12 protein-coding genes are annotated in these 12,711 nt (G+C 68.3%); 5 read left to right on the forward strand and 7 right to left on the reverse strand.

What is annotated here, in order from left to right:
• Window positions 1-8 precede the first annotated feature (8 nt).
• Complete coding sequence (locus C1737_RS10225; RefSeq protein WP_199182959.1) at window positions 9-1,364, forward strand: wax ester/triacylglycerol synthase family O-acyltransferase; 1,356 nt, start codon at window positions 9-11, stop codon at window positions 1,362-1,364.
• Between the two features lie 44 nt (window positions 1,365-1,408).
• Entirely contained in the window at window positions 1,409-2,251 is an 843-nt protein-coding gene (locus C1737_RS10230; RefSeq protein ID WP_102418039.1) for an alpha/beta fold hydrolase, read from the forward strand.
• A gap of 83 nt (window positions 2,252-2,334) precedes the next feature.
• Here C1737_RS10230 and C1737_RS10235 read toward each other — a convergent pair whose 3' ends face one another.
• A complete protein-coding gene (locus C1737_RS10235; RefSeq protein WP_102418041.1) occupies window positions 2,335-3,417 on the reverse strand; it encodes a dihydrodipicolinate reductase in 1,083 nt (360 codons plus the stop codon).
• Window positions 3,414-4,421, reverse strand: coding sequence for a Rieske 2Fe-2S domain-containing protein (locus C1737_RS10240; protein WP_102418044.1), 1,008 nt, complete (start codon window positions 4,419-4,421; stop codon window positions 3,414-3,416). Before C1737_RS10240 ends, C1737_RS10235 begins: the two co-directional genes overlap by 4 nt.
• A gap of 106 nt (window positions 4,422-4,527) precedes the next feature.
• On the opposite strand from C1737_RS10240, the gene C1737_RS10245 reads away from it, so the two are divergent.
• Both C1737_RS10245 and C1737_RS10250 read left to right on the forward strand, forming a co-directional pair.
• Entirely contained in the window at window positions 4,528-5,178 is a 651-nt protein-coding gene (locus C1737_RS10245) for a TetR/AcrR family transcriptional regulator (RefSeq protein ID WP_102418046.1), read from the forward strand.
• Complete coding sequence (locus C1737_RS10250) at window positions 5,175-5,699, forward strand: GNAT family N-acetyltransferase (RefSeq protein ID WP_068098700.1); 525 nt, start codon at window positions 5,175-5,177, stop codon at window positions 5,697-5,699. Before C1737_RS10245 ends, C1737_RS10250 begins: the two co-directional genes overlap by 4 nt.
• A 16-nt stretch (window positions 5,700-5,715) precedes the next feature.
• Here the strand turns inward: C1737_RS10250 and C1737_RS10255 are convergent, their stop codons facing one another.
• Entirely contained in the window at window positions 5,716-6,177 is a 462-nt protein-coding gene (locus C1737_RS10255; protein WP_068098698.1) for an SRPBCC family protein, read from the reverse strand.
• 100 nt (window positions 6,178-6,277) lie between these two features.
• On the opposite strand from C1737_RS10255, the gene ald reads away from it, so the two are divergent.
• Window positions 6,278-7,393, forward strand: a complete 1,116-nt coding sequence (gene ald / locus C1737_RS10260) for an alanine dehydrogenase (RefSeq protein ID WP_067920139.1) — start codon at window positions 6,278-6,280, stop codon at window positions 7,391-7,393.
• Here the strand turns inward: ald and C1737_RS10265 are convergent.
• The 4 genes from C1737_RS10265 to rpsO all read right to left on the reverse strand — a co-directional run bounded on the left by C1737_RS10265 (window position 7,390) and on the right by rpsO (window position 12,653).
• Window positions 7,390-8,415, reverse strand: a complete 1,026-nt coding sequence (locus tag C1737_RS10265) for a nitronate monooxygenase (RefSeq protein ID WP_067920141.1) — start codon at window positions 8,413-8,415, stop codon at window positions 7,390-7,392. The genes ald and C1737_RS10265 overlap by 4 nt on opposite strands.
• Before the next feature lie 4 nt (window positions 8,416-8,419).
• On the reverse strand, window positions 8,420-9,775 hold the full coding sequence (locus C1737_RS10270; RefSeq protein ID WP_102418049.1) for a pitrilysin family protein: 1,356 nt from the start codon (window positions 9,773-9,775) through the stop codon (window positions 8,420-8,422).
• Window positions 9,753-12,041: a polyribonucleotide nucleotidyltransferase gene (locus tag C1737_RS10275; RefSeq protein ID WP_068098696.1), complete on the reverse strand. Its 2,289-nt coding sequence runs from the start codon at window positions 12,039-12,041 to the stop codon at window positions 9,753-9,755. The genes C1737_RS10270 and C1737_RS10275 overlap by 23 nt, the downstream gene beginning before the upstream one ends.
• Window positions 12,042-12,383: 342 nt before the next feature.
• A complete protein-coding gene (rpsO, locus tag C1737_RS10280) occupies window positions 12,384-12,653 on the reverse strand; it encodes a 30S ribosomal protein S15 (protein ID WP_003878661.1) in 270 nt (89 codons plus the stop codon).
• Window positions 12,654-12,711 lie beyond the last annotated feature (58 nt).

Raw genomic sequence — 12,711 nt, forward strand, 5'->3', positions numbered from 1 at the left:
AACTCACCATGGAACTGATGTCACCGCTGGAATCGCTGTTCTTGTCGGCCGAGTCGCGTGAACACCCGCTGCACGTCGGCGCGCTTCAGCTGTTCACCCCTCCCGCGGACGCCGGGCCCGATTTCGTGCAAGACATACACGAGGCGATGCTGCAAAGCACGGACGTGTCGCCGATATTCCGCAAGCGCCCCATGGCGTTTCACGGGGCACTCAGCAACGTCGGCTGGTCGTACGATCACGACGTCGATCTGCCCTACCACGTGCGGCGATCAGCCCTGCCGGCACCGGGACGGTTACGCGAACTCCTGGAGCTGACCTCACGGCTACACGGCAATCCGCTGGACCGGCACCGTCCGCTGTGGGAGACGCACCTCATCGACGGCCTCAAGGACGGGCGCTTCGCCGTCTACACCAAGATTCACCACGCGCTCGTGGACGGGGTATCCGGGCTCACCCTGCTGCAGCGGCCGCTAACCACCAACGCGACCGACCACAACGGCGCCCAAACGCGTGCGCCCTGGTCGCCGGAACCGCCGGCGCCCCCACGTGCGGCCCGCGGACCGAGCCTCAGGGGCGTGCTGGGATCGGTTGCCACGCTTGGCCCTTCCTCGCTTCGGCTGGCGCGGGCCGCGCTGATGGAACAACAGCTGACGCTGCCCTATCGGGCCCCACGGACCATGCTCAACGTTCCCATCGGCGGCGCGCGGCGATGCGCTGCGCAGTCGTGGCCGATGGACCGGATCAAGGCGGTCAAGAACGCGGCCGGCGTGAGCGTCAACGACGTCGTCTTGACCATGTGCGCCGGGGCGCTGCGCGCCTACCTCACCGACTACGACGCGCTTCCCGACGCGCCTTTGGTGGCAATGGTTCCGGTGAGCTTGCGCAGGGACGGCGATGCGGTGGGCGGCAACGTGGTCGGCGGGGTGTTGTGCAACCTCGCGACCGACCTCGACGACCCCGCTCAACGCCTGAGCACCGTCCACTCGTCGATGCGCCAGAACAAGAACGTGCTGTCGCAGCTGCCCCGCTCGCAGGCGACGGCGTTGTCCATGCTCCTCCTCGGTCCGGCCGTGCTGCACGGCCTGCCGGGCCTGACCGGCGCCACCCGGCCGCCGTTCAACATCTGCATCTCCAACGTGCCCGGTGCGCGAGAGCCGCTGTACTACAACGGCGCCCGCCTCGAAAGCAACTACCCGATGTCGATCGCGATCAACGGGCAAGCACTCAACATCACGCTGTCGAGCACCGCCGACACGGTCGACTTCGGACTGGTGGGATGCCGCCGCAGCGTGCCGCACCTGCAGCGCGTGCTCGGCCACCTCGACACCTCGCTGAAGGACTTGGAGCGCGCCGCCGGCCTGTGAGCCGAAATACGGCGCCGCACACGACAACGAAGGATGCTCTCCAGATGACCGATTTCGAGACTCGCACGCTTTCGGTGAACGGTGTGCGCTCGCCGGTGCTGATCGGCGGCACCGGCATCACCGGCGAGGCGGTGGTTTTCGTCCACGGCAACCCCGACGCCGCCCGCGACTGGCAACCCCTGATGGAACCGGTCGCCGAGTTCGCCGCGGTTGTCGCGCCCGACATGCCGGGTTTCGGTGGAGCGGACAAGAGGTCAGACCAGGACTACACGCTCGCCAGTTACGGCGCACACCTGGGCGGGGTGATCGGGCAACTGGCCATCGAACGCGTGCACCTGGTCGGCCACGACTTCGGCGGCCCGTTCGCGTTGACCTGGGCCGCCGCCAATCCACACCAGGTCGCCAGCGTCACGCTGATCAACAGCGGAGTGCTGTTGGACTACAAGTGGCACCGGCTGGCGCGGGTGTGGCGCACGCCCGTCGCTGGGGAGCTGTTCATGCGGACCACCACCCCTCGCCTCGCGCGATTCGTCGTCCGCCATGACAACCCAGGGCTACCCGAGTATTGGGTCGACGTGATCGCCGGACACCTCGTCGACGCCGGGACCAAGCGGGCCGTGCTGCGGCTCTACCGCTCGACCCGTCCGCAGGACATGGGCGCGCTCGTCGAGCCACTGCGCGACCGTGATCCCGACACACTGGTGGTGTTCGGCGACGCGGACGTCTACATCCCCGTCGAACAGGCCGAACGCCAGCGTCGCGTGTTTCCCCGCGCACATGTTGAACGGCTGCCCGGTGTGGGCCACTGGGCGTGGCTCGAGCAACCCGACCGGGTCGCCGACGTGGTCGTTCCCTTTCTGCGCGCACGGGTCGGGCAAGCGGTGTGACGACGCGGTGTGACGACGCGGTATGACGACTCGGTGGTGCTCGCGCCGCTAACGAGGCGCCGGCTCCCGGCCCCCGCAGCCGGCTAGATCTTGAACCGGCCGGCGAACCCGCGCAGCGGCAGGTCCGCGCTGGTGACGAGCCCCGGCGGCGCCGCGACGACGGACTTGATCGAGGCCAGCGCGGGCATGCCGGTGACGGTCATGCCGATGGAGGCGAAGTTGTCCGGATTGGACAGGTCAACGCCGGGCTTGGGGAAGATCATGTGCTTGTTGTAGATGCACGGGTCGCCCTTGATCTGGGTGATGTAGCAGCCCTTGATGTTCCAGCTCGGATCGGTGTGCGGGGTCATCTGCCACTCCAGGTGCGTCTCGACGCGGGGAACGCCATCTACCATGCCCTGGTACTTGATGTAGTTGCCGCCCAGCGAGCCCTTGGGCAGGGTGTACCAGCCCAGGTCCACGTCCTTGGTGCAGGCGCCCAGTTCGTAGCTGAACCTCACCTCGTCGAGGGTCAGGTCGAAGCAGTCGGCCATCATCAGCACGCTGTCGGCGAACACGCGGGTGTACTTCTCCAGCTTGGCCGGGATTTCCGGATCGTCGACCGGCTGGCCGTAGCCCACCTCGATCCAGGTGTCCCTGGAATGGTGACACGACACGTCCACGGATTCGATCGTGGTGACGTTCTCGATGTCGGCGACGTCCGCCGAACACACCACGCCCAGTATCTGATTCAGGCCCGGGTTCATCCCGGTCCCGTAGAACGTCGCGCCGCCCTTTTCGCAGGCCTCGGCCAGTAGCCGGCTCACCGGCTTGCCCGACGGGTGCGGATGGTTCTTGTCGCGGTGCCAGCCGGTGATCCAGTCGGCTGTGGTGACGATGTTGATCCCGGCCTCGAGCACCTTGACATAGAGGTCCTCGTCGGGGAACACGCCGTGGAAGGTGAGCACGTCCGGCTTGGCAGCGATGATCTCCTCGATGGTGCCGGTGGCCTTGACGCCGTTGGGAGCGATCCCGGCGAGCTCGCCTGCGTCCTTGCCGACCTTCTCCGGCGAATAGCAATGCACGCCAACGAGTTCGAGGTCGGGCTGGGTGGCGATCCGCTTGATCATCTCCGAACCGACGTTTCCGGTGGCCACCTGGAACACGCGGATCGGTGCGCTGGTCATTGCATTGAGCCTTCCTGTGATGCGAATGCCTCGGGATAGAACTGCTTGGCCCACTTGCGGATTGCGGTGAAGCCCTCGTACTCGTCGGTGGCCAGCGCCGGCGGGTCCGAATAGCGCTGGTGTCGCCAGATCTCGATGTCCTGCTCGAACTGGCGGATCACCTCGCGCCCGAACTCGGCCGCCTTGCGCTCGGCGCGGTCGGGGTCCTTACCCGCGGTCCGGCCGATGTAGACCATGAACCGGACGTCGGAGGTGAACTCGTCGACCGGGGTGACCGCGGAGATGGTGCGGTTGTCGATCATCCCCCAGCTCTTGGTCACCGCGATGCCCAGGCCGCCGTTGATGGCCTCGACACCGCTGTTGACGTCCTCGATCTTCTGCCCGTCGTCACCTTCGAAGGTGATGGTGAAGTCGACGAACGACACCGGCTCGGCGAAGTCGTGCCGGGTGAACACGGGCACGATCGGCGTGTTGTGCACGAACTTGAAATGCGCGAAGTCGACGCCGTTTTCGAGCACGTACTGCGGGTGCAGCTCCAGGGCCTGCCGGTACAACCGCTGCTGCGGGTAGTAGTCGTCGGCGCTGCTGCCGTCGCGAAATGCGGCGAAGACGTCCGGCGCGTCGAAGTACGGCTCGCGGCGCTCGACGTCATGCCAGATGTAGACCGACGCGTTGCGTTCCGCGACGGGGTAGGTGCGGATGCGACGGCCCCGATTGGGCCGGTCCTGGTAGGGAATGCAGACGTTGCGACCCTCCTGGCTCCACTGCCACCCGTGGAACGGGCACTGCAACACCTCGCCGACGACCGTGCCGCCGTAACCCAGGTGCGCACCGAGGTGCTCGCAGTAGGCGTTCATCACGGTGAGCTGGCCGGACTCGACCCGCCAGGCGACCATCTCCTGGTCGAAATACTTCATGGTGTGCACGTCGCCCACACCGATCTCATCGGACCAGGCGACCTGGAACCAGCCGGTTGGTTTCATCGACAACGGCGGCTTAGCCATGCGGGATCCCTCCTTGGAAGAGATGATAGGCGGGACCTCAGTCAAATCAAAGTACCCTCTATGAAACTTTGGGCGCGATAGGCTCGGCACGCGATAGGCTCGGCAGATGACTCGGCACGTCAACGCGGCCGGAACCGCGAGCCGGCGCCCCAACCGGCGTGGCAACGCCACCCGGGAGAGCATGCTCGAAGCCGCGCTCAAGTCGTTGGCATCCGGCGACCCGGGCTCGGTGTCGGCCAACCGCATCGCCAAGGAGATCGGCGCCACCTGGGGCGCCGTGCAATACCAGTTCGGCGACACCGACGGCTTCTGGGCCGCGGTGCTGCACCACACGGCCGAGCGGCGCGCCGCGACCTTCTCGACGCTGTCGACGCCGGTCTCACCCGACGCGCCCCTGCGCGAGCGGGTCGGCGCCATCATCGACACCCTTTACGACGGCTTGGCGTCGCCGGATTCACGCGCGATCGAGAACCTGCGGGCGGCGCTCCCCCGCGACCCCGCCGAGCTCGAGCGCCTGTTCCCGCGCACCGCCGCCGAGCTGTTCTCCTGGGGCAAGAGCTGGCTGGAGACCTGCCAGAACGCCTTCGCCGGCCTGGACGTCGACCCCGAGCGGGTGCGCGAGGTGGCCGCCCTGATCCCCGGCGCGATGCGCGGGCTGGTGTCCGAACGCCAGCTCGGCTCGTACGCCGACCTGGATATGGCGCGGCGGGGCCTGACCAACGCGCTGGCCGCCTACCTGGAGCAATCGCGCCGGTGACGACCGGTGACATCCCGTTCGACATCGCGATCCGCCGGGCCGGCCGCACCGACCTCGCCCGGGTGGCCGAGATGCACTATCCGGTCTGGCGGCAGTCCTGGGCCGGCGTACTGCCGGACGCCACGCTCGACCTGCTCGGATCGCCGCGGCGCTGGGCCATTCTGGCGTACCCGGGTATCCTGCAGCGCTGCCACTGGAGCATGTGGATCGCCGAATCCGGTTCGCGCACAATCGGGATGACGATCTTCGGCCCCGACCCCGCGAATCCCGCACAGGTGGAACTCGATTCGCTCTACGTCGCGGCCGACTGCCAGCGCCACGGTGTCGGGAGGCGCCTGCTAGCCACGGCCTTGACGGAAAGCCCGCCGGGAGACGTCGTCCTGTGGTGCGCCGAACACAACACCCAGGCGCGAACCTTCTACGAGAAGAACGACTTTCACGCCGATGGGCGCACCCTGGACTGGGAGCCGCTGCCCGGCGTCAAAGTCGCCCATCTGGGCTATCGGCTGCACCGGCGTTAGCTTTGGCGGCCGTCGGCTACTCGGACTCGGCGCGCTGTTTGAGGCGCTGCAAGGTGAGCCGGATGTGTTCGGTGTTGGCGGCCACGCGATCCGGAACGCCGGTGGCCCTGCCGGCGAGCTTGCGGAACCAGCGGGGCCTGCGGTCCCAGGTGCTTTCGGTGACCCGGCAACCGCCGTCTGCCGCCACGATGTCATATTGCCAGCGCGCGATCGGGACGACGGTGTGCCGCACGTCGAACGCGAAGACGCGACCCGGTTCCGCGTCGGTGATGGTGCACGTGGTGCTCCAGCTCCGCTTGCTGCTTTCGTTGTGACCGGTGAACACGGCCCCGGGACGCGCGGCATCGCCTTTGCGCCACTCCATCGCCACCGCCTCCTCGGCAAATGAGGCCAGCGTGGACAGGTCGGTGAGGAGCCGATACACCACCTCGGGGCGGGCATCGACCTGCACGGTGGCGGTCACGCACGGGTCGGTCATCCGCCGATCATAGCCAGCGTGCAGGGGATTTCAGCTTGATTGCGGCCGATCGGAACTTTCTCCACACTTGAGTGCGAACCGTTCGAAGCAAGGGGCAAGCATGCGAGTCGGCGTACCGACCGAGACCAAGGTCAACGAGTTCCGGGTGGCCATCACACCCGCCGGCGTCGCGGAACTGACCCGTCGCGGTCACGAAGTGCTCGTGCAGGCCGGCGCCGGGGACGGGTCGTCCATCCCCGACGACGAGTTCAAGGCGGCGGGCGCCCGCTTGGCCGACTCGGCCGAACAGGTGTGGGCCGAGGCCGACCTGCTGCTCAAGGTGAAGGAACCGATCGAGTCCGAATACGGCCTCCTGCGCCAGGATCAGGTGCTCTTCACCTATCTGCACCTGGCCGCCTCTGCCACCTGCACCGAAGCGCTATTGGCTTCCGGCACAACGTCGATCGCCTACGAGACGGTGCAGGCCGCCGACGGTACCTTGCCGTTGCTGGCTCCGATGAGCGAGGTCGCCGGCCGGCTGTCGGCCCAGGTCGGCGCCTACCACCTGATGCGCACCCACGGCGGACGCGGCGTGCTGATGGGCGGGGTCCCGGGCGTCAAGCCCGCCGATGTCGTGGTGATCGGCGCGGGCACGGCCGGCTACAACGCCGCCCGGGTCGCGGGCGGCATGGGCGCGAACGTGACGGTTCTCGACGTCAACATCGGCAAGCTGCGCCTGCTCGATGCCGAATTCGGCGGACAGGTGCGCACGCGCTACTCGTCGGCGTACGAGCTGGAGGGTACCGTCACGCGCGCCGACCTGCTGATCGGGGCGGTCCTGTTGCCGGGCGGCAAGGCGCCGGAACTAGTCCCGAATTCGCTTGTGGCGCAGATGAAGCCGGGCGCAGTGCTGGTGGACATCTCCATCGACCAGGGCGGCTGCTTCGCGGATTCCCGGCCGACCACGCACGATGACCCGACGTTCGCCGTTTACGACAAGCAGTTCTACTGCGTGGCCAACATGCCCAGCGCGGTGCCCAAGACGTCGACCGTGGCGCTGACCAACGCCACCATGCCCTACGTGCTCGAACTGGCCGACCACGGCTGGCGCGCGGCATGCCGATCGGATCCCACTCTGGCCAAAGGCCTTTCGACGCACGACGGCGGGCTGCTGTCCCAACGGGTGGCCGCCGACCTGGGTCTGCCGTTCACCGATCCGGCGGGCCTGCTCGCCTAGTCGCGCTCCACCAGGCTGGCGATGATGTCGGCCGCCGGCCCGGGTTGGGCCTCCTTGAACGACGTTCCGGCCCATAACGGTATCCCGTTCGGGTCCTCCATGGCGGCCGCCGCCTCCCGGATCGGGCTGGTCATCTGGTTGACCTCCGGGTAGCCCAGCGGCGCCACGTTGTCCAGCAGCCGGGTGAAGTTGTTCTCCAGGCCGCGCGCGTAGCGGCCCGAGAACGCGCGCGTGACAACGGTGGTGCCGAAGACCGGGTTCTTCAGGGCGGTGCGGTGCGCGGTACTGGTGCCGGCTTCGTCGCTGAGCAACAGCGCGGTGCCGACCTGCGCGGCGACCGCGCCCCGGTTCAGCACGGCGGTGACGTCGCGGGCGGTGCCCAGGCCGCCGGCCGCGACGACCGGGACGTCGTGCGCATGGCGGATGCGATCGATCAGCTGGTGCAGCGATTCGTTGCCGGGCTCCATGTCGGGCGCGAACGTGCCCCGGTGCCCGCCCGCGTCCGGGCCCTGGACGATGAGGCTGTCCGCGCCGGCGGCCACGGCCACTCCGGCCTCGTAGGCCGACGTCACCGTGACCATCACCAACAGTCCCAGCGCGCCGAGCCGCCGGATGACGTCGGGCGGCGGCACCCCGAAGGTGAACGAGACCAGCTCGGGCCGCACGTCGGCCACCACTTCGAGCTTGCTCTCCCAGTCGTCGTCGTCGCCGTACTGCGGGTGCCCGACCTCGACCTGGTAGTAGTCGGCGATCTCCTCGAGTTCCTCGGCGTAGTAGTCCAGCGCCATCCAGTCGGCGACGCTGGGCTGGGGGACGAACAGGTTCACGCCGAGCGGGCCGGTGGTGGCCGCGCGCGCGGAGGCGATGTCCTCGGCGAACCGTTCCGCGCTGCGGTGGCCGCCGGGGACGAAGCCGAGCCCGCCCGCGTTGGACACCGCCGCGGCCAGCTCGGGCGTGCCCGGTCCGCCGGCCATCGGTGCACCCACGATGGGCACCATGATGTCCCAAAAGCCCAGTACCACGGAGCTAATTTACCATCGCCCGAAGTTGTTGGGGCAGTGACCGTTTGGAGGCATAGGGCCCCAGGACGGCGGCACCGTAGGGCTGGTTGAGCAGCCGGCGGGCAACCGCGTTGACCTCCTCGACCGTCACCTGGTCGATCTTCCGCAGGGTCTGCTCGATGCTGCGGTGCTCGCCGTAGTTCAGTTCGTTGCGGCCCAGACGGCTCATCCGCGAGCTGGAATCCTCCAAACCGAGAACGAGCCCGCCGCGCAACGACCCCTTCGCGATGCGGCACTCCGCCTCGGTGATGCCGTCGCGGGCCACCGACTCGAGGACCTCGTTGGTCACCTGCATCACCTCGGCGAACCGCTCGGGCTGGCAGGCGGCGTAGACGGACAGCGCGCCGCTGTCGGCAAAGATGTCCACCGTCGAGTAGACCGAATAGGCCAGTCCGCGCAACTCGCGAACCTCTTGGAACAGCCGGGAACTCAGGCCACCACCCAGTGCGCTGTGCAACACCGACAGCGCCCAGCGGTGCCGCCAGCTACGCCCCGGGGTCCGCACGCCCAGCGCCACGTGGGTCTGCTCGGCGTCCCGGTTGCCCAGCAGCAAACTGGGCCGTCCGGTCACCCGTCCGGCACCCTTGCGCGGCGCGATGGGCCGGCGCCCGCGGACCAGGTGCGGCCCGAAGTGCGCACGCACCAGCGCGACGACCTCGTCGTGGTCGACGTTGCCGGCCACCGCGACCACCATGCGTTCCGGCGTGTAGCGGCGCACGTGAAACGAGTACAGCTGGGTCCGGGTCATCGACGACACCGACTGCGCGGTGCCGATCACCGGCCGGCCCACCGGGTGGTCGCCGAACATCGCGCCCAGGAACATGTCCCCCAGCGCGTCCTCGGGATCGTCGTCACGCATCGCGATCTCTTCGAGCACCACGTCGCGCTCCAGCTCGACGCCCTCGGCGGCGCACCGGCCGTTGAGCACCACGTCGGACACCAGGTCGACGGCCAGCTCCAGGTCGCTGTCCAGCACGTGCGCGTAGTAGCAGGTGTGCTCCTGGGCCGTGAAGGCGTTCAGCTCCCCGCCGACGGCGTCCATCGCCTGCGCGATGTCCACGGCGCTTCGGGTGGGCGTCGACTTGAACAGCAGATGCTCGAGGAAGTGCGCCGCCCCCGCCACGGTGGCACCCTCGTCGCGCGATCCGACGCCCACCCAGACGCCGACGGACGCCGAACGCACCGACGGCAGGTACTCGGTGACGACCCGAAGACCACCCGGAAGCGTGCTGCGGCGCAGCGTGGTCGACGATTCGACCTCAAGCGTCTGCGTGCCGCGGCGCAGGGCCGCGGCGCGATCAGCTGCTGGCTGTCGCGGCATCGGCTGGCGCGGCCTCCTGAGGAGCCCCGGCGTCGGCCGGGGCCGCGGAGTCTTCCTCGACCAGGACGAGGGAGATCTTGCCGCGCTTGTCGATGTCGGCGATCTCGACCCGCAGTTTGTCGCCGACGTTGACGACGTCCTCGACCTTCGCGATGCGCTTGCCCCTGCCGAGCTTGGAGATGTGCACCAGGCCGTCACGTCCCGGCAGCAACGACACGAAGGCGCCGAAATCGGTGGTCTTGACCACGGTGCCGAGGAACCGCTCGCCCACGGTCGGCAGCTGCGGGTTGGCGATGGCGTTGATCCGGTCGATCGCCGCCTGGGCCGAGGGGCCGTCGGTGGCGCCGACGAACACGGTGCCGTCGTCCTCGATGGAGATCTGCGCGCCGGTCTCCTCGGTGATGGCGTTGATCACCTTGCCCTTGGGCCCGATGACCTCGCCGATCTTGTCCACCGGGACCTTGATGGTGGTCACCCGCGGCGCGTAGGGGCTCATTTCGTCGGGTGAGTCGATGGCCTCAGCCATCACCTCGAGGATGGTCAGGCGCGCGTCCTTGGCCTGCGCCAGGGCACCCGCGAGGACCTGGGACGGGATGCCGTCGAGCTTGGTGTCCAGCTGCAGCGCGGTGACGTAGTCCTTGGTGCCGGCGCACTTGAAGTCCATGTCGCCGAACGCGTCCTCGGCGCCCAGGATGTCGGTCAGGGTGACGAAGCGACGCTCGGTCTTGCCGTCCACCTCGACGTCGTCGGACACCAGGCCCATCGCGATGCCGGCGACCGGCGCCTTGAGCGGCACCCCGGCGTTGAGCAGGGCGAGCGTGGACGCGCACACCGATCCCATCGACGTCGAGCCGTTGGAGCCCAGCGCTTCGGACACCTGGCGGATGGCGTAGGGGAACTCCTCGACGCTGGGCAGCACCGGGATCAGGGCGCGCTCGGCGAGCGCGCCGTGCCCGATCTCGCGCCGCTTGGGCGAGCCGACCCGGCCGGTTTCACCGGTCGAATACGGCGGGAAGTTGTAGTGGTGCATGTAGCGCTTGGTGGTCTCGGGCCCCAGCGAGTCGATCTGCTGGGCCATCTTGACCATGTCCAGCGTGGTCACGCCCAGGATCTGGGTCTCGCCGCGCTCGAACAGCGCGCTGCCGTGCGCCCGCGGCACCACGGCGACCTCGGCCGACAGCGCGCGGATGTCGGTGATGCCGCGGCCGTCGATGCGGAAGTGGTCGGTCAGGATGCGCTGGCGCACCAGCTTCTTGGTCAGCGAGCGGAACGCGGCGCTGACCTCCTTTTCGCGGCCCTCGTAGGTCGCAGAGGCCCCGGTGAGGCGCGCCAGCACTTCCGCTTTCAGCTCGTCGGTGCGCGCGTCGCGCTCGGCCTTGCCGCCGATGGTCAGCGCCTTGGCCAGCTCGTCGGTGGCCACCGAGGCCACCGAGTAGTAGACGTCGTCGCCGTAGTCGGGGAACGTGGGGTAGTCCCCGGTGGGTTTGGCGGCGGCGTCGGCCAGCTCCTGCTGCGCGGCGCACAGCGTGGCGATGAACGGCTTGGCGGCCTCCAGGCCCTCGGCCACGACGGTCTCGGTCGGTGACTGGGCGCCGCCCTCGACGAGCTCGATGACGTTCTCGGTGGCCTCGGCCTCGACCATCATGATCGCGACGTCCGGCTTGCCGTCATGCTCGCCGACGATGCGGCCGGCCACCACCATGTCGAACACGGCCCGTTCGAGCTGCTCGACCGTGGGGAAGGCGACCCAGGTGCCATCGATCAGCGCCACCCGCACGCCCCCGACGGGACCGGAGAACGGCAGGCCGGCCAGCTGGGTGGAGGCCGAGGCGGCGTTGATCGCCAGCACGTCGTACAGGTCGTTGGGGTCCAGGCTCAGGATCGTCACCACGACCTGGATCTCGTTGCGCAGCCCGTTGACGAACGACGGCCGCAGCGGGCGGTCGATCAGCCGGCAGGTCAGGATCGCGTCGGTGGAGGGCCGGCCCTCGCGACGGAAGAACGAACCGGGGATGCGGCCCGCGGCGTACATGCGCTCCTCGACGTCGACGGTGAGCGGGAAGAAGTCGAAGTGCTCCTTGGGGCTCTTGCTGGCGGTGGTCGCCGACAGCAGCATGTTCTCGTCGTCGAGGTACGCGACGACGGCGCCGGCGGCCTGCTGGGCCAGCCGGCCGGTCTCGAAACGGATGGTGCGGGTGCCGAGGCTCCCGTTGTCGATAACGGCGGTTGACTCGAACACGCCTTCTTCAATTTCAGCGACAGACATGGGTGTCCGTACGGCCTCTCTGGGTATTCAGCTGTTTCGCGTGGTCACGCGCAGGTAACCCGAGAGCTTCCTTAGGAGAGGAAAGAGTCTGAATGCGGCTACGGCCATCGATCGAAGCGGCCGACCTGCCCCAGATCCGGAGAGCCCGGCAGCCACTACCGAAGACCGCCCGATGCAGACCGGGCTGCTCCCATGTGACGTGCGCAGTGACACGCTGGAACGGCACACGCGGATCTGCGTGACCGCACCGTTTGCTCGGGCCGAATCGGCCCAGAACGCTCCCACTCTACATGGCGAACTCAGCCCGTCGGCAGGGCTACACCAATTGGCGGTTTCCGAGCGTCAGCGGCGCAGACCCAGGCGCTCGACCAGCGAGCGGTACCGCTCCACGTCGATTTGGGCGACGTACTTGAGCAGCCGGCGCCGCCGACCGACCAGCAGGAGCAGACCCCGCCGCGAGTGGTGATCGTGCTTGTGCACCTTGAGGTGCTCGGTCAGGTCGGCGATCCGCTTGGTCAGCAGCGCGACCTGCGCCTCCGGGGAACCGGTGTCGGTGTCATGCAGGCCGTAGGTGCCCAGGATTTCTTTTTTCTGCTCGGCGGTCAGCGCCACGAAAACATCTCCATCAATCGGTGCCGCGAAAAATACGTCGGGCGTGGCCACCGCGGAC

This window comes from Mycobacterium sp. 4858, assembly GCF_900240975.1.
Taxonomy (GTDB): Bacteria; Actinomycetota; Actinomycetes; order Mycobacteriales; family Mycobacteriaceae; genus Mycobacterium.

Excerpts from the sequence above, each read along its gene's own strand:
- C1737_RS10230 (WP_102418039.1), top strand. The coding sequence starts at position 1,409 with ATGACCGATTTCGAGACTCGCACGCTTTCGGTGAACGGTGTGCGCTCG.
- C1737_RS10235 (WP_102418041.1), bottom strand. The coding sequence starts at position 3,417 with ATGACCAGCGCACCGATCCGCGTGTTCCAGGTGGCCACCGGAAACGTC.
- ald (WP_067920139.1), top strand. The coding sequence starts at position 6,278 with ATGCGAGTCGGCGTACCGACCGAGACCAAGGTCAACGAGTTCCGGGTG.
- C1737_RS10275 (WP_068098696.1), bottom strand. The coding sequence starts at position 12,041 with ATGTCTGTCGCTGAAATTGAAGAAGGCGTGTTCGAGTCAACCGCCGTT.
- C1737_RS10240 (WP_102418044.1), bottom strand. The coding sequence starts at position 4,421 with ATGGCTAAGCCGCCGTTGTCGATGAAACCAACCGGCTGGTTCCAGGTC.
- C1737_RS10255 (WP_068098698.1), bottom strand. The coding sequence starts at position 6,177 with ATGACCGACCCGTGCGTGACCGCCACCGTGCAGGTCGATGCCCGCCCC.
- C1737_RS10245 (WP_102418046.1), top strand. The coding sequence starts at position 4,528 with ATGACTCGGCACGTCAACGCGGCCGGAACCGCGAGCCGGCGCCCCAAC.
- C1737_RS10225 (WP_199182959.1), top strand. The coding sequence starts at position 9 with ATGGAACTGATGTCACCGCTGGAATCGCTGTTCTTGTCGGCCGAGTCG.
- C1737_RS10270 (WP_102418049.1), bottom strand. The coding sequence starts at position 9,775 with ATGCCGCGACAGCCAGCAGCTGATCGCGCCGCGGCCCTGCGCCGCGGC.